Consider the following 16659-nt stretch of genomic DNA (forward strand, 5'->3'; position numbering starts at 1 on the left):
GACTGCTGTTGGTTATGCATGTTTTTCCCCGCCCTCAGGAGCGTTCCTTGAGAGTCAGGCTGCGCGGACGCTCCAGCCAGTTCCCCTCTCCGTCAGGAACGATTTCGATCACGTCTATTTTTCCTTCGCTGATGCCGACGACCTTGCCGTCGTTGCGCCCCAGGTAGTCCCCGACCCTCACCCGGTGCACGCCACCCGCGCCCTTCACCAGGGCGAAGGTGCCCTGGGCGTTGGACAGGGTGCCGACCATCTCGAAGGTCTCGATGTTGAAGCCTTCCAGGAACTGCTTGACCCGCGTCTCGTCGGGCTTGATCACCTTGTTGCCCTTCTGCCGCACGGTCAGGTCGATCTTCACCGGCGGCTGGAACGGGCTGCGTAGCGACGCGGCGCTATAGGTGAAGGCCTCGTACGGCTGGAACTTCGGCAACGGCTCGATGGTGCCCTTGGGCCGGGCGCGAACCTCGTCCATGTAGGACTGCAGATCGGCGAAATCGGAACCGCCGCCGCATCCGGCCAGGCTGGCGAGCAGCAGGCTGCTCAGAATCAGGCGGGCTCTCATTTCTTCAGCCCCTTGTCGTTGTAGCGATAGGTCTTGGCCAGGATGCTCATGCGCAGCTTGGACGTGCTGCCGGGCGCGACCGGCTTGATCTCGAAGTCATGCAGGGTGACGATCCGCGGCAGGCTGGACACGCCGCTGACGAAGGTCGCCAAGTCGTGGTAGCCGCCGACCACGCTGATCTGGATCGGCAGCTCGATGTAGAACTGCTGGGCAACCTCGGGAAGCAGCTTGATTTCCTCGAACTCCAGGCCGCTGCCCAGGCCGGTACGAGTGATGTCCTCGAGCAGCCCGGGTACCTCGGTGTCGCTGGGCAACTGCCGCAGCAAGGCGCCAAAGGACTCTTCCATCTCCTTCATCTGTGCCTTGTAGGCTTCCAGGTTCGCGGCCTGGAAGGCCTTGGTGGAGAACTGCTGCTTGAGCGTCTCCTCTTCCGCGGCCTGCTGTTCGAGCTGAGCCTGCATGTCACTCAGATGGAAGTTGTAGCCCAGCGCCAGGACCGCCGCGGTCAGCAGCACGCAGACGATGACCTTGACCGCCGCCGGCCAGGAACCGATGTTGTTCAGGTCGAGATCGTTGATATCGATCTTGCGCAGACTTTCCAGGGAACTGGCCAGACTCATTTCTTGGCTCCTTGCGCAACCCCATGCTTCGCCTTGGCGTCTTCCTCGCCGGGCTGCGTCTGCTGCACGGTCAGTTGGAACACGTTGGCCTGGTCCACCGCGCCCTGGGTCACCGCCTTGACCTCGTTCAGGGTCGGGGCGGTCAGCCACTCGGACGCGTCCATATTGCGCATGAGATTGGAAACGCGGTTGTTGGACTCGGCCGCGCCGGCGATGGCGATGTTCTTGCCGGTCATCTTCAGGTCGGTGAAATACACGCCGTCGGGCAAGGTCCGCACGAGCTGGTCGAACACCCGTCCGATGATGGGACGGTTGCCCTGCAGGTCCTGGATGATCTTCATCCGCTCGAGCAATTGCTGGCGCCGCGACTTCAGTTCGCTGATTTCCTTGATCCGGGCGTCGAGTACGACGATTTCCTTGCGCAGGAAGTCGTTGCGGGCGTTCTGGTTCTCGATGGCCGCGGTGAAGTACTGGTCGCCAAGGAATACCAGCGCAGCCGATGCCACCAGGACGCCGCCAAGAATCACCAGGAACTGCTGCTTGCGCTGCTCGCGCAGCTCTTCGCGCCAGGGTAGAAGGTTGATCCGTGCCATCAGTCGAAACTCCTCAACGCCAGGCCGCAGGCGATCATCAACGCCGGAGCGTCGCTGGCCAGGGCGCCGGCATTCACCTTGCCGTTCAGCGCCATGTCGGCGAACGGGTTGGCGACCAGCGTCGGGGTGCCGATCTTCTGCTGGATCAACCGATCGAGATCCTGGATAGACGCCGTACCGCCCGCCAGGACGATGTAGTCGACGTCGTTGAACTGTCCGGCGGCGAAGAAGAACTGCAGCGAGCGGGAAACCTGCTGCACCACGGCGTCCTTGAACGGACGCAGAACTTCGCTGTCGTAGTCATCCGGAAGACCGCCCTGCTTCTTGGCGAGACCGGCTTCCTCCACCGAGAGTCCGTAACGCCGCTGGATCTCCTCGGTGAGCTGGCGACCGCCGAACAGCTGTTCGCGGGTATAGATGGTGCGTCCGTTGTGCAGGACGCTCAGGGTGGTCATGGTCGCGCCGATGTCCACTACCGCCACGGTCAACTGGTCGGTGTCGGCACCCAGCTGGCTGCTCAGCAGCGCATAGGAGCGCTCCAGCGCGTAGGCCTCGACGTCGACCACCTTGGCGGTCAGGCCGGCCAGCGCCAGGGCCGCTTCGCGAACCTCGACGTTTTCTTTCCGACAGGCGGCCAGGAGTACGTCCACGCGCTCGGGATTGCGCGCGGAGAGCCCCTGGACCTCGAAGTCGATGGCGACTTCCTCCAGCGGATAGGGGATGTACTGGTCGGCCTCGATCTTCAGCTGGTTTTCCAGTTCATCCTCGGAAAGCCCGGCCTCCATCTCGATGGTCTTGGTGATCACCGCCGAACCGGCGACGGCGACCACGGCCGACTTCAGGTTGGTTTTCGCCTTGACCAGCACCCGTGACAACGCCTGGCCGACCCCTTCCAGCTCGACGATGTTCTTTTCCACGACTGCATTCGGCGGAAGCGGCTCGACGGCATAGGCCTCCACTTTGTAGCGGCCTCCGGAGCGGCTCAACTCAAGGAGCTTTACCGAGGTCGAGCTGATGTCGATCCCCAGCAAGGTGTTCGCTTTCTTCTTTATGAGCCCTAGCACGACCAATTCCCTATTAGCGTTCAATACTTACGAACGATTCTTCTTTTTTCACATTAGATACCAGAGCCGAAGGCCAGGCAAATGGCTAGGTCACAGAAAAATTGCTTATAATGTGAACAGCTTTTGCCTTTTTCCTGTCCTATTCGCTTAACTCTTTCTTTTTCCTGGAAATCCGAATCTACCCATGCGCCTGCTGAAGTTCCTGTGGTGGACTTGCGTCACCCTGATTTGTGGAGTGCTGCTCAGTTTCAGCGGCGCCTATCTCTATCTGAGTCCCAGCCTGCCCTCGGTGGAAGCTCTGCGTAACGTCCAGCTGCAGATCCCCCTCAAGGTCTACAGCGAGGACGGCAAGCTGATCTCCGAGTTCGGCGAGATGCGCCGGACACCGATCCGCTTCGCCGACATCCCGCAGGACTTCATCCATGCCCTGCTGTCCGCCGAGGACGACAATTTCGCCAACCATTATGGCGTCGATGTGAAAAGCCTAATGCGCGCCGCCGCGCAATTATTGAAAAGCGGTCACATCCAGACTGGCGGCAGCACCATCACCATGCAGGTAGCGAAGAACTACTTCCTTACCAATGAAAGAAGCTTCTCGCGAAAGATCAATGAAATCCTCCTGGCCCTGCAGATCGAGCGACAGCTGACCAAGGACGAGATTCTCGAGCTCTACGTCAACAAGATCTACCTGGGCAACCGTGCCTATGGCATCGAGGCTGCCGCACAGGTCTATTACGGCAAGCCGATCAAAGACTTGAGCCTGGCCGAGATGGCGATGATCGCCGGCCTGCCGAAAGCGCCCTCGCGCTACAACCCGCTGGTCAACCCGACCCGCAGCACGGAACGGCGCAACTGGATCCTCGAGCGCATGCTCAAGCTCGGCTTCATCGACCAGCAACGCTACCAGGCCGCCGTCGATGAGCCGATCAACGCCTCCTACCACGTGCAGACCCCCGAACTGAATGCGCCCTACATCGCCGAGATGGCCCGTGCCGAGATGGTCGGCCGCTACGGCAGCGAGGCCTATACCGAGGGCTACAAGGTCATCACCACGGTCCGCAGCGACCTGCAGAACGCCGCCAGCCAATCGGTCCGCGACGGCCTCATCGACTATGACCAGCGCCACGGCTACCGCGGCCCGGAGACCCGCCTGCCGGGCCAGACCCGCGACGCCTGGCTCAAGCACCTGGGCCAGCAGCGCAGCATCGGCGGCCTGGAGCCGGCGATCGTCACCCAGGTGGAAAAGAGCGGGATCATGGTGATGACCCGCGACGGCAAGGAAGAAGCCGTGACCTGGGACAGCATGAAATGGGCACGCCCCTTCCTCAGCAACAACAGCATGGGCCCGATGCCGCGCCAGCCCGCCGACGTGGCCCAGGCCGGCGACCAGATCCGCGTGCAGCGCCAGGAAGACGGCACCCTGCGCTTCGTACAGATTCCCGCCGCACAGAGCGCGCTGATCTCCCTCGACCCGAAGGACGGGGCGATCCGCTCGCTGGTCGGCGGCTTCTCCTTCGAGCAGAGCAACTACAACCGCGCGATCCAGGCCAAGCGCCAGCCGGGCTCCAGTTTCAAGCCGTTCATCTACAGCGCGGCCCTGGACAACGGCTTCACCGCCGCCAGCCTGGTCAACGATGCGCCGATCGTGTTCGTCGACGAGTACCTGGACAAGGTCTGGCGACCGAAGAACGACACCAATACCTTCCTCGGCCCGATCCCGCTGCGCGAAGCCCTGTACAAGTCCCGCAACATGGTCTCGATCCGCGTCCTGCAGGGCCTGGGCATCGAGCGGGCGATCAGCTACATCACCAAGTTCGGCTTCCAGCGCGACGAACTGCCGCGCAACTTCTCCCTGGCCCTGGGTACCGCGACAGTCACACCGATGGAAATCGCCGGCGCCTGGAGCGTATTCGCCAACGGCGGCTACAAGGTCAATCCGTACGTCATCGAACGCATCGAGAGCCGCGACGGACAGGTGCTGTACCAGGCCAATCCGCCCCGCGTGCCGGTGGAAGAACAGGTCGCTGCGCCGGATGCGGAAGACGCCGGGAATCCTGGTGACCCCGAGCATCCGGAGAGCGCCGAAGGCGAAGGTTCGATCGAAGCCCAGCAAGTCGCCGCCAAGGCCCAGACCACCTTCGAGCCGACCCCGGCCGAGCGGATCATCGATGCCCGTACCGCCTATATCATGACCAGCATGCTGCAGGACGTGATCAAGCGCGGTACCGGGCGTCGCGCCCTGGCGCTGAAGCGCACCGACCTGGCCGGCAAGACCGGCACCACCAACGATTCCAAGGATGGCTGGTTCTCCGGCTACAACTCCGACTACGTGACCAGCGTCTGGGTCGGCTTCGACCAGCCGGAGACCCTGGGTCGCCGCGAGTACGGCGGTACCGTCGCGCTGCCGATCTGGATCAGGTACATGGGCTTCGCCCTCAAGGACAAGCCGATGCACACCATGGCCGAGCCGCCAGGCATCGTCAGCCTGCGCATCGACCCGGTGACCGGCCGTTCGGCCGCGCCGGGCACTCCCGGCGCCTATTTCGAGATGTTCAAGAACGAGGATACCCCGCCCTCGGTCAATGAACTGCCGCCAGGCAGCTTCCCTGGCAGCCCGCTGCCGGATGACGAAGGCGCGCCGATCGACCTGTTCTGAACCGGCCGGCGCCTGCGGTTCGTTGGCGACGACGGGAGCGCGAGGCGCAGGCAAAAAGAAACCCCGCCAAGGCGGGGTTTCTTTTTATCCGGCGGATCGATCGATCAGCCGTTGAAGACGTCGTCCACCGATTTCAGCGGATAGTTCTTCGGATACGGCAGGGTAGCCACGCCGGTCTCGATGGCAGCCTTGGCCACGGCATCGGAGACCACGGTGATCAGGCGCTTGTCCATCGGCTTCGGAATGATGTACTCGCGGCCGAATTCCAGCTTGTCCACGCCATAGGCGGCGCAGACGTCTTCCGGGACCGGCTGCTTGGCCAGGTCGCGCAGGGCCAGGGCGGCGGCGATCTTCATCTCTTCGTTGATGCGCGTGGCACGTACGTCCAGGGCACCACGGAAGATGAAGGGGAAACCGAGCACGTTGTTGACCTGATTCGGATAGTCGGAACGACCGGTAGCCATGATCACGTCGTTACGGGTGGCATGGGCCAGTTCCGGCTTGATCTCCGGGTCCGGGTTCGAGCAGGCGAACACGATCGGGTTCGGCGCCATGCGCTTGAGGTCTTCCGGCTCCAGCAGGTTGGCGCCGGACAGGCCGACGAACACGTCGGCGCCCTCCAGGGCGTCGGCCAGGGTGCGCTTGTCGGTCTCGGTGGCGAACACCGACTTGTACTGGTTCAGGTCGTCGCGACCGGCGTGGATCACGCCCTTGCGGTCGATCATGTAGATGTTCTCGACCTTGGCGCCCATGCTCACCAGCAGCTTCATGCAGGAGATGGCGGCAGCGCCGGCGCCGAGGCAGACGACCTTCGCTTCTTCCAGCTTCTTGCCGGCCAGTTCCAGCGCGTTGAGCATGCCCGCCGCGGTAACGATGGCGGTGCCGTGCTGGTCATCGTGGAACACCGGGATGTCGCACTGTTCGATCAGCGCGCGCTCGATCTCGAAACACTCGGGAGCCTTGATGTCCTCGAGGTTGATACCGCCGAAGGTGATGGAAATACGCTTGACGGTATCGATGAAAGCCTGCGGGCTCTCGGCGTCGACCTCGATGTCGAACACGTCGATGCCGGCGAAGCGCTTGAACAGCACACCCTTGCCTTCCATCACCGGCTTGGAGGCCAGCGGGCCGAGGTTACCCAGGCCGAGAATCGCGGTGCCGTCGGAAATCACTGCCACCAGGTTGCCCTTGCCGGTGTACTGGTAGGCCAGCTCGGCATCGCGGGCGATTTCACGCACCGGCTCGGCGACACCCGGGCTGTAGGCCAGGGACAGGTCCCGGGCGGTAGCGGTGGGTTTGGTCAGCTCGACACTCAGTTTTCCCGGACGGGGTTGTGCGTGATATTCGAGGGCAGCGGTTTTAAGATCGGACATTTGGGCACTTCCGCTTTATTGCTTGTTGGACAGACGGGGCGACCGAGCATACGCAAGAAGACGACGCCCCACAAGATCGTCAGGACCCGGCTGTCAAGACCTCTAGCGTACGACTTTAAGCCAATCGCCCGGACGGGGTTCACCGCTCGGATAAAGGTCATTCAGCAGACGCAGACGAGCCACGGAGTCACTCAATGACCCCTCGCCGCCAGCCGCCAATTGCTCCAGCGTCTGCCCGCCTTGACCTGCACCAGGTGCAGGCGTCGCGGCTGCGCCAGGGCCCGCTCCTTGTCGCGCAGCGGACGGAAGCTGCGGATCACGCTGAGGAAGCGGTCGTCCTGGGTCTCCAGGGAACCGACCTTGACCACGCCGACGAACAGGTAGGCGCGGTCGCCCTGGTAGATCACAGCAACCCGTCGCGCCGGGTTGCCTGGCACCACCGCCGTGTAGCCGTTCAGTCCTGCCTGCTTCAGCGACTCTTCCTGGGCCAGCCGTTGCCCGGCGTTCTTGCGCAGGAACTCCGCGGGCGTCAGGCGGGAATCATGGGGCACCAGCTTCATGCCGATGAACGACTGCTCGTCCGCCGGATAGCCAAGCAGGGCACTGGGCTGGTTGAGGATCTTCCAGCCCGCCGGATAGCTCAGGGTGAAGTCCAGCTCGGCATGGTAGAAGTTCTGCCCGCGACGCACCCCGGCCGATGCCGAGTCGCCGAACGGCATGCCTTCCAGATGGCGAAGAAAGACCTCGCGCCCCACTTCCTGCTGTCCGTTGGCCAGTTGCCGGGCCGGGCCGACCACTTCCTGCAGACGCCGGTCGTTGTCCGGATGGGTATCGAACAACCCGTGGTAGCCGCCGGCCTGTACCGCCTGGCCATTGCGCGCAGCCTCTTCGCGAGCGAAGTCCTCCTGGTTCTTCAGCACCCGCACCACCTGGATCATCGCCGTCGGATCGTAGCCGGCGCGGGCCAGGTACTGAGCGCCGAGACCATCGGCTTCCAGTTCCATGTCACGCCCGTAGCCGCGGACGAAGGCCGTGCCGAGCACGTTGGCCAGGTCGCCGGCGGCACCGACCCCGGTGCCGATCGCCACCGCCTGGCCAAGGATGTTCCAGGCGCTGGCCTGGCTCTGCTGGCGCACGCTGTGGCGCGCCGTGACGTGGCCGACCTCATGACCGAGCACCGCGGCCAGTTCGGCCTCGGAGCCAAGGTAGGCGATCAGTCCGCGATGGATATAGATGTAGCCGCCCGGCAGGGCGAAGGCGTTGATGTCCGGCGAATCGATGACGGTGAAATGATATTGCAGATTGCTGCGGTGGCTGCTGCGGGCGACCCGCTCGCCTACCCGTTGCACGTAGGCCTGGAGCTTTTCATCGTTGTAGCGGGGGAACTGCTTGAGGATTTCCTGGTTGTAGCGAGCGCCCATGCCGAGTTCCTGCTGCTCGCTCATCATCACGAAATCGCTCTTGCCGGTGGCCGGGTTCACCGCGCAGCCGCCCAGCGCGCCGACTCCCAGCAACAGCAGCAGGAGCCAGGCGGTCTTCATGGCAACCATTCCAGCATCGCCGGATCGGTCACCGACATCTGCCAGCGCGCCTTGCCGGCCGGCACAGCGCCACGGCGGGAACGATCGACCACCCAGCCACGCACTTCCAGCGAACGTCCCGCCATCTGCATCACCCGTTTCGCATCGAACGCCTTGAGCACCTTCGGCTCGATCCGCAGGACCAGCGGACCGTCCATCTCCAGCCAGATACCGCCCCGGTTGCGTTCGACCTCGAGCACCCGCCCGCGGACCACGGCGAAGCCGCTCTGCGCCAGTCGATCGAGCGAAAGCACCGGCGAACGCTTCCATACACCCAGATTAGCCGAACGCGCTGCACGTTCCGCCGCTTGCTGACAGGCCGTCAGCTCGGTGTTCGGCGCGACCGCCACCAGGTAGCCCAGGCCCTCGCCGAGCAGGCGCGCCTCGAGGTTGGCGCCGCTGGCATCGAACAGGTGCGCCAGGGTCCGCCCGTAGTGATCGCGGGCCTGGCGGCCCGGCTGCAGGGCGAGACGCCCGTCGCTGGCCGATACCAGCGCCTGCAGTCGCTGCTTCGCGGCTTCGGCGAAGGGCTCGGTGGTGCGACCGTTGTGCGCCAGCTCAGGCGCGTTGATACCGATCAGCCGCACGCTGCGGCCATCGCGCAGGCGCACGGTATCGCCGTCCACCACCCGCGCCACCTCGACGTTCTGCAAGGCGCCGGTAGGCCGGCAGGCCTCCGCCGCACCGGCGAAGGCGGAAACCACGGACATGAAAAAGGCGCCCACCAGGGACGCCTTTCTCGGTACAGCGACAAGTAGCATTGCGCGCGTTCGCGGCAAGCGGCTTACTTGGTGGCGCCGAATACGCCGAAACGCTGCTTGAAGCGGTCGATACGGCCGCCGGTGTCCAGCACCTTCTGCTTGCCGGTGTAGAACGGGTGGCATTCGGAGCACACGTCCAGGTGGATCGGCTTGCACAGGGTGGAACGGGTCTTGATGACGTTACCGCAGCTGCAGGTAGCTTCGATAGCTTCGTAAGTCGGATGGATGTCCGCTTTCATGATTCAATCCTCGAGGCGTTGTGTGCCGCCACCCAGCGCGTTTACCAGGCACCGCACGTAATTAAGGGCGTGGATCATACCAGACCGATTCATCTATGCAAGCGACCCCGCCCGCCGGTCGTCTGCTAACATCGCCGGCCCAGTCCTCGTTTCCTTCATCCCCGGAAGCCGCTGAGTGTCAGACCTGATCCTACGCCTAGCCCTGCCTTCGCCACTCCGCCGCCTGTTCGACTACCGCGCGCCCCGCGGCATTCCGCGCAGCGCCCTACAGCCGGGGATTCGCCTGCTGCTGCCGTTCGGGCGCCGGGAGCTGGTTGGCGTTCTGATAGAGGTGACGGACCGTTCCGAAGTACCCGAAGACAAGCTCAAGCCTGCCCTCAGGGTACTCGACGCCAAGCCGCCGATGCCGGCGCACCTGCTCGAACTCTGTCGCTGGACCGCCCAGTACTACCAGCACAGCCTCGGCGACACCCTGTCCTGGGCGCTGCCCAACCTGTTGCGCCAGGGCGAGCCGGCCGAGGCGCGCCAGCAGCGCTTCTGGCATGCCACCGCGCAATCCAGCCTCGACGATCCGCGCCTGGCCCGGGCGCCGCGCCAGCGCCAGGCCCTGGCGATTCTCAAGCAGCATCCGCACGGGGTGTCCCATGAGTTGCTGAACCAGTTGCAGATAAACAAGGACAGCCTCGACCTGCTCAAGGAAAAAGGCTTGGTCGAACTGGAGGTGCGGCGCCACAGCACCCCGCCGCGCGAAGGCGGCTGGCTGGCCCAGGCGGAGTTGCCGCTGAACCCCGAGCAGCGCGCCGCCTTCGAGGCGGTTCGCGCCAGCCACGGCGGTTTCCATTGCTTCCTGCTGGCCGGGGTCACCGGCAGCGGCAAGACCGAGGTCTACCTGCAACTGATCCGCGAAACCCTGGCCGCAGGCCGCCAGGCCTTGGTGCTGATTCCCGAGATCAACCTGGGGCCGCAGACCCTGGCGCGTTTCGAACGCCGCTTCAACGCGCGCATCGCCCTGCTGCATTCGGCCCTGACCGACCGCGAGCGCCTCGACGCCTGGCTCGCCGCCCGGGATGGCGAGGCCGACATCGTCATCGGCACCCGCTCGGCACTGTTCACGCCGCTGAAGCGGCCGGGACTGATCATCGTCGACGAGGAACACGACGCCTCCTATAAACAGCAGGACGGACTGCGCTACCACGCCCGCGACCTGGCACTGGTACGCGCACGCCTGGAGAACGTGCCGATCCTGCTCGGTTCGGCCACGCCCGCCCTGGAAAGCCTGCACAACGCCCAGGCCGGCCGCTACGGCCTGCTGCGCCTGACCCAGCGCGCCGGTGGCGCGCACCCGCCGAAATTCATCCGCCTCGACGTGAAGAGCATGCCGCTCGACGCCGGCCTTTCCCGCCCGCTGCAACAGGCCATCGGCGATACCCTGGCGGCCGGCCAGCAGGTCCTGGTGTTCCTCAACCGCCGCGGCTTCGCTCCGACCCTGCTTTGCCACGACTGCGGCTGGATCAGCCAATGCCCGCGCTGCGACGCGCGGATGACCGTGCACCAGGGCAGCGGCGAGTTGCGCTGCCACCACTGCGACCACCGCCAGCGGCCGCCGATGAACTGCCCGCAGTGCGGCAAGCTCGACCTGCGTCCGGTAGGCGCCGGCACCGAGCGCGCCGAGGAACGCCTGCGGATTCTCTTCCCGAACCATCCGGTGCTGCGCATCGACCGCGACAGCACCTCGCGCAAGCACGCCATGCGCGACCTCTTCGCCACCATCAACAGCGGTGAGCCATGCATCCTGGTCGGCACCCAGATGCTCGCCAAGGGGCACCACTTCCCACGGGTCACCCTGGTGGCGATCCTCGATGCCGATGGCGGCCTGTTTTCCGCCGACTTCCGCGCCAGCGAACGCATGGCCCAGCAGATCGTCCAGGTCGCCGGCCGCGCAGGACGCGCCGAGGAGCCCGGACGGGTACTGATCCAGACCCACCTGGCCGATCACCCGCTGCTGGTCCAGCTCACCGAGGACGGCTACTTCGCCTTTGCCGAACAGGCCCTCAGCGAACGCCGCGCCGCCGGCCTGCCGCCCTTCGCCCACCTCGCCCTGCTGCGCGCCGAAGCGCACAAGCCGGGCCAGGCGGAAGCCTTCCTCGACAGCGCCTGCAGTGCCGCCGAGCAATTGCTCGAGCAGATGGGCGGACCGGAGGTGGAACTGCTCGGGCCGGTGCCCGCGCCCATGGAGCGGCGTGCCGGCAAGCACCGCGCGCAACTGCTGCTGCAGTGCATGAGCCGGGCGCCGCTGCATCGCCTGCTGACGCCCTGGCTGCAGAGCCTCGAACAGTTGCCCGGCGGGCGCCAGGTGCGCTGGTCGCTCGATATCGATCCGATCGACCTGTTCTGAGCGCCTTCCAGGAAGACGCCCCGCTTGACTGGGGTCAGCCGGAATCCGCGATGTCCGGCGCAAACTGTCGGCTAATCGCCGCAACGGTTGGCAACGCCTGTCCGCCCACGGATAATGCGCGGTTCTGAGCCTCGACCGGCCACCCCGCGCACATCGCGGGGAGTGAACTTCGGAGCGCCGCATCCGCCGGCCCTTCCCCTGCCCGACCGTCGCGCGCCGCCCCTCTGCCCGCGAGCACGGAGAAAAACGATGAAAGACACGATTCGCCAGCTGATCCAGCAAGCCCTCGACCAACTGACCGCAGACGGCACCCTGCCCGCCGGCCTGACCCCGGACATCCAGGTGGAGAACACCAAGGACCGTAGCCACGGCGATTTCGCCAGCAACATCGCCATGATGCTGGCCAAGCCGGCCGGGATGAAGCCGCGCGACCTGGCCGCCAGGCTGGTCGAGGCAATCCCCGCTCACGAGCAACTGGCCAAGGTGGAGATCGCCGGCCCCGGCTTCCTCAACTTCTTCCAGGATCACGTCTGGCTCGCCGCCAGCCTCGACCGCGCCCTCGCCGACGAACGTCTCGGCGTGCGCAAGGCAGGCCCGGCGCAGCGCGTGGTGATCGACCTGTCCTCGCCGAACCTGGCCAAGGAAATGCACGTCGGCCACCTGCGCTCGACCATCATCGGCGACGCCGTCGCGCGCGTCCTCGAGTTCCTCGGCGACACGGTGATCCGGCAGAACCATGTCGGCGACTGGGGCACCCAGTTCGGCATGCTGCTCGCCTACCTGGAAGAGCAACCGGTCGACGCCGAGGCCGAGCTGCACGACCTGGAGGTCTTCTACCGCGCGGCGAAGAAACGCTTCGACGAGTCTCCCGAATTCGCCGACCGCGCCCGCGAACTGGTAGTCAAGCTGCAGGCCGGCGACCCCGACTGCCTGCGCCTGTGGACCCGCTTCAACGAGATTTCCCTGTCGCACTGCCAGAAGGTCTACGACCGTCTCGGCGTGAAGCTGAGCATGGCCGACGTCATGGGCGAGAGCGCCTACAACGACGACCTCGCCCAGGTGGTCGCCGACCTGACCGCCAAGGGCCTGCTCACCGAAGACAACGGCGCGTTGTGCGTCTTCCTCGAAGAGTTCAAGAACGCCGAGGGCAATCCGCTCCCGGTGATCGTGCAGAAGGCCGGCGGCGGCTACCTCTACGCCACCACCGACCTCGCCGCCATGCGTTATCGGCACAACGTGCTGCACGCCGACCGCGTGCTGTACTTCGTCGACCAGCGCCAGGCCCTGCACTTCCAGCAGGTCTTCGAAGTGGCGCGGCGCGCCGGTTTCGTTCCGGCCGGCATGGAGCTGGAGCACATGGGCTTCGGCACCATGAACGGCGCCGACGGCCGTCCGTTCAAGACCCGCGACGGCGGTACGGTGAAGCTGATCGACCTGCTGGAAGAGGCCGAGAGCCGCGCCTATGCGCTGGTCAAGGAACGCAACGAGCAGCGCGCCGAGCGTGGCGAGGAGCCGTTCGACGAGGTCCAGCTGCGCGAGATCGGCCGGGTGGTGGGGATCGACTCGGTGAAGTACGCCGACCTGTCCAAGCACCGCACCAGCGACTACAGCTTCAACTTCGAACTGATGCTGAGCTTCGAAGGCAACACCGCACCCTACCTGCTCTACGCCTGCACCCGCGTGGCCAGCGTCTTCCGCAAGCTCGGCCAGGGCCGCGAGCAACTGGGCGGGAAGATCGTCCTCGAGCAGCCCCAGGAGCTGGCCCTGGCCGCACAGCTGGCGCAGTTCGGCGACCTGATCAACAACGTCGCGCTCAAGGGCGTGCCGCACCTGCTCTGCGCCTACCTGTACGAGTTGGCCGGGCTGTTCTCCAGCTTCTACGAGCATTGCCCGATCCTCACCGCCGAGGACCCGGCGCAGAAGGACAGCCGCCTGCGTCTCGCCGCGCTGACCGGCCGTACCCTGGAACAGGGCCTGGAGCTGCTCGGTCTGAAGACTCTGGAACGCATGTAATCGAACCCGCCCGAACAGGAGTCCGGGAACCCCCATGGCAAAGAAGAAACCCGCCCCCAAGCGCGGCGCCAGCCGCTACCAGGCGCCCGCCGCGAAGAACGGCGTTCCCGGCTGGGTCTGGCTGGTCGCCGGCCTGGCCATCGGCGGCTTCATCATGTTCCTGATGAAGCTCGAACCCGGGCGCAAGGACGTCCAGCGCGAACGCCCGGACGCCCAGCGCCCGGCCGCCGTGCAGGGCAAGCAGCCGCAGCAGAACGGCCAGGCCCAGCAGCCCGCACAAACGCAGACGCCGGCCCAGGCCAAGCCGAAGTACGAGTTCTACACCCTGCTGCCGGAGTCCGAGGTCGTGGTGCCGCCGGAAGCGGTACCGGAGAAGGCCCCGCCGCCGCCCACCCCCGCCGAGCTGGCCAAGGCCGACGAAGCGCGGGCCAAGGCCGCACTCGCCGGGCAGGTGCCACCGCCGCTGCCGAAAGCGGTGGTCGCCGCCAGCACGCAGTTCTTCCTGCAGGCCGGCTCGTTCCGCAAGCAGTCCGACGCCGACCGCGTGCGCGCGCAGATCATCCTGCTCGGGCAGTCGGTGAACGTCGAGGCCGGCAACGTCCGCGACGAGACCTGGTACCGGGTGATGGTCGGCCCGTTCAACAGCCGCGACCAGTTGTCCCAGGCGCAGAAGACACTGTCCTCCAACGGCTTCAGCAACCTGCTGTTACAGCAACGCAAGGCCCGCTGAGCGCGGGCCACGCCGTGCGTTCCGACGCACGGCGGTGCGTGCGGTTGAAAAGCCGCGGATCGCCCCTATATCTCCCAGCATTCCGGGCATTCGGCCCCGCAGTGTGGAGATTTCCCCCTTGACCACCATCGTATCTGTCCGCCGCAACGGCAAAGTCGTCATGGGCGGCGACGGCCAGGTTTCCCTGGGCAACACCGTGATGAAAGGCAACGCCAAGAAGGTCCGGCGCCTGTATCACGGTCAGGTACTGGCCGGTTTCGCCGGCGCCACCGCCGATGCCTTCACCCTGTTCGAGCGCTTCGAGCAGCAATTGGAGAAACACCAGGGGCACCTGGTCCGCGCCGCCGTCGAACTGGCCAAGGACTGGCGCACCGACCGCTCCCTGAGCCGCCTCGAAGCCATGCTCGCGGTCGCCAACAAGGATGCCTCGCTGATCATCACCGGCAACGGCGACGTGGTCGAACCCGAACACGGCCTGATCGCCATGGGCTCCGGCGGCGGCTTCGCCCAGGCCGCGGCCCTGGCCCTGCTGCAGCACAACGCCGAGCTGAGCGCTCGGGAAGTCGCCGAGACCGCGCTGAACATCGCCGGCTCGATCTGCGTCTTCACCAACCAGAACCTGACCATCGAGGAGCTGGACAGCGCCGTCTGAAGCGCTCGTCCCCCGCTGGAGTAAACGAATGTCCATGACGCCCCGCGAGATCGTCCACGAACTCAACCGCCACATCATCGGCCAGGACGACGCCAAGCGCGCCGTCGCCATCGCCCTGCGCAACCGCTGGCGACGCATGCAACTGCCGGCCGAGCTGCGCGCCGAGGTAACACCGAAGAACATCCTCATGATCGGCCCCACCGGCGTCGGAAAGACCGAGATCGCCCGCCGCCTGGCGCGCCTGGCGAACGCGCCGTTCATCAAGGTCGAGGCGACCAAGTTCACCGAGGTCGGCTATGTCGGACGCGACGTCGAATCGATCATCCGCGATCTCGCCGACGCCGCGGTGAAGATGCTCCGCGAACAGGAGATCCAGAAGGTCAAGTATCGCGCCGAGGACGCCGCCGAAGAGCGCATCCTCGATGCCCTGCTGCCGGCCGCGCGTCCCGCCATGGGCTTCGGCGACGAGCCGGCACGCGAGGACAGCAACACCCGCCAGCTGTTCCGCAAGCGCCTGCGCGAAGGCCAGCTGGACGACAAGGAAATCGACATCGAGGTGGCCGACAACCCGGCCGGCGTGGAGATCATGGCCCCGCCCGGCATGGAGGAGATGACCAACCAGTTGCAGAACCTGTTCTCCGGCATGAGCAAGGGCAAGAAGAAGACCCGCAAGCTGAAGGTCGCCGAGGCCCTGAAGCTGATCCGCGACGAAGAGGCGGTGCGCCTGGTCAACGAGGAAGAGCTCAAGGCACGCGCCCTGGAGGCGGTCGAGCAGCACGGCATCGTCTTCATCGACGAGATCGACAAGATCGCCAAGCGCGCCAACGCCGGCGGCGCCGACGTCTCCCGCGAGGGCGTACAGCGCGACCTGCTGCCGCTGATCGAGGGCTGCACGGTGAACACCAAGCTGGGCATGGTCAAGACCGACCACATCCTGTTCATCGCCTCCGGCGCCTTCCACCTGAGCAAGCCGAGCGACCTGGTTCCCGAGCTGCAGGGCCGCCTGCCGATCCGCGTGGAGCTCAAGGCCCTCAGTCCGAACGATTTCGAGCGCATCCTCACCGAGCCGCATGCCTCGCTCACCGAGCAGTACCGCGAGCTGCTGAAGACCGAGGGGCTGGCCATCGAGTTCGCCGAGGACGGCATCAAGCGCCTTGCCGAGATCGCCTGGCAGGTCAACGAGAAGACCGAGAACATCGGTGCCCGCCGCCTGCATACGCTGCTCGAGCGGCTGCTGGAAGAGGTCTCGTTCAGCGCCGCCGACCTGGCCAGCGAGCATAGCGACAAGCCGATCCTGATCGATGCCGGCTACGTCAACAGCCACCTCGGCGAGCTGGCCGAGGACGAGGACCTGTCCCGCTACATCCTTTGACCACCGCCGCCGCCACGGCCAACACCGTGGCGGCGGGCCGCGCGGTCCCGAA

Annotated in this window: 13 protein-coding genes and 1 pseudogene; 6 read left to right on the top strand and 8 right to left on the bottom strand. The window is 65.5% G+C overall.

What is annotated here, in order from left to right; all coding sequences use genetic code 11:
* Positions 1-34: 34 nt before the first annotated feature.
* Genes pilP through pilM form a run of 4 tightly spaced genes read right to left on the bottom strand, consistent with a single transcriptional unit; the run spans position 35 to position 2836 of the window.
* Entirely contained in the window at positions 35-559 is a 525-nt protein-coding gene (pilP, locus tag AT700_RS26270; RefSeq protein WP_003095836.1) for a type 4a pilus biogenesis lipoprotein PilP, read from the bottom strand.
* The gene (pilO, locus tag AT700_RS26275; protein ID WP_003103268.1) at positions 556-1179 is read right to left on the bottom strand and encodes a type 4a pilus biogenesis protein PilO; all 624 of its coding nucleotides are present in this window, start codon (positions 1177-1179) and stop codon (positions 556-558) included. Before pilO ends, pilP begins: the two co-directional genes overlap by 4 nt.
* The gene (gene pilN / locus AT700_RS26280) at positions 1176-1772 is read right to left on the bottom strand and encodes a type 4a pilus biogenesis protein PilN (RefSeq protein ID WP_003095839.1); all 597 of its coding nucleotides are present in this window, start codon (positions 1770-1772) and stop codon (positions 1176-1178) included. The genes pilO and pilN overlap by 4 nt, the downstream gene beginning before the upstream one ends.
* On the bottom strand, positions 1772-2836 hold the full coding sequence (gene pilM / locus AT700_RS26285) for a type IV pilus assembly protein PilM (RefSeq protein ID WP_003110888.1): 1065 nt from the start codon (positions 2834-2836) through the stop codon (positions 1772-1774). Before pilM ends, pilN begins: the two co-directional genes overlap by 1 nt.
* Before the next feature lie 184 nt (positions 2837-3020).
* Here pilM and AT700_RS26290 point away from each other — a divergent pair, with 184 nt between their 5' ends.
* Entirely contained in the window at positions 3021-5492 is a 2472-nt protein-coding gene (locus tag AT700_RS26290) for a penicillin-binding protein 1A (RefSeq protein ID WP_003103276.1), read from the top strand.
* Between the two features lie 104 nt (positions 5493-5596).
* Here AT700_RS26290 and AT700_RS26295 read toward each other — a convergent pair whose 3' ends face one another.
* The 4 genes and pseudogenes from AT700_RS26295 to rpmE form a co-directional block, all read right to left on the bottom strand.
* Positions 5597-6865 (bottom strand): malic enzyme-like NAD(P)-binding protein, encoded by a 1269-nt coding sequence (locus AT700_RS26295; RefSeq protein WP_048521721.1) that lies wholly within the window; start codon positions 6863-6865, stop codon positions 5597-5599.
* Between the two features lie 102 nt (positions 6866-6967).
* Positions 6968-8406, bottom strand: a pseudogene (locus AT700_RS26300) (M48 family metalloprotease).
* Complete coding sequence (locus AT700_RS26305) at positions 8403-9170, bottom strand: thermonuclease family protein (RefSeq protein ID WP_003103280.1); 768 nt, start codon at positions 9168-9170, stop codon at positions 8403-8405. The pseudogene AT700_RS26300 and the gene AT700_RS26305 overlap by 4 nt, the downstream one beginning before the upstream one ends.
* 59 nt (positions 9171-9229) lie before the next feature.
* The gene (gene rpmE / locus AT700_RS26310; RefSeq protein WP_003095846.1) at positions 9230-9445 is read right to left on the bottom strand and encodes a 50S ribosomal protein L31; all 216 of its coding nucleotides are present in this window, start codon (positions 9443-9445) and stop codon (positions 9230-9232) included.
* 175 nt (positions 9446-9620) lie between these two features.
* Here rpmE and AT700_RS26315 point away from each other — a divergent pair, with 175 nt between their 5' ends.
* The 5 genes from AT700_RS26315 to hslU all read left to right on the top strand — a co-directional run bounded on the left by AT700_RS26315 (position 9621) and on the right by hslU (position 16607).
* Positions 9621-11840, top strand: a complete 2220-nt coding sequence (locus AT700_RS26315; protein ID WP_003103282.1) for a primosomal protein N' — start codon at positions 9621-9623, stop codon at positions 11838-11840.
* Between the two features lie 249 nt (positions 11841-12089).
* On the top strand, positions 12090-13853 hold the full coding sequence (argS, locus tag AT700_RS26320; protein ID WP_003110892.1) for an arginine--tRNA ligase: 1764 nt from the start codon (positions 12090-12092) through the stop codon (positions 13851-13853).
* A gap of 34 nt (positions 13854-13887) precedes the next feature.
* Entirely contained in the window at positions 13888-14583 is a 696-nt protein-coding gene (locus AT700_RS26325) for an SPOR domain-containing protein (RefSeq protein ID WP_003095850.1), read from the top strand.
* Between the two features lie 118 nt (positions 14584-14701).
* A complete protein-coding gene (hslV, locus tag AT700_RS26330) occupies positions 14702-15235 on the top strand; it encodes an ATP-dependent protease subunit HslV (RefSeq protein WP_003095852.1) in 534 nt (177 codons plus the stop codon).
* 28 nt (positions 15236-15263) lie between these two features.
* Positions 15264-16607, top strand: a complete 1344-nt coding sequence (gene hslU / locus AT700_RS26335) for an ATP-dependent protease ATPase subunit HslU (protein ID WP_003095854.1) — start codon at positions 15264-15266, stop codon at positions 16605-16607.
* Positions 16608-16659: the final 52 nt, after the last annotated feature.

The sequence above is a fragment of the Pseudomonas aeruginosa genome, from assembly GCF_001457615.1.
Taxonomy (GTDB): domain Bacteria; phylum Pseudomonadota; class Gammaproteobacteria; order Pseudomonadales; family Pseudomonadaceae; genus Pseudomonas; species Pseudomonas aeruginosa.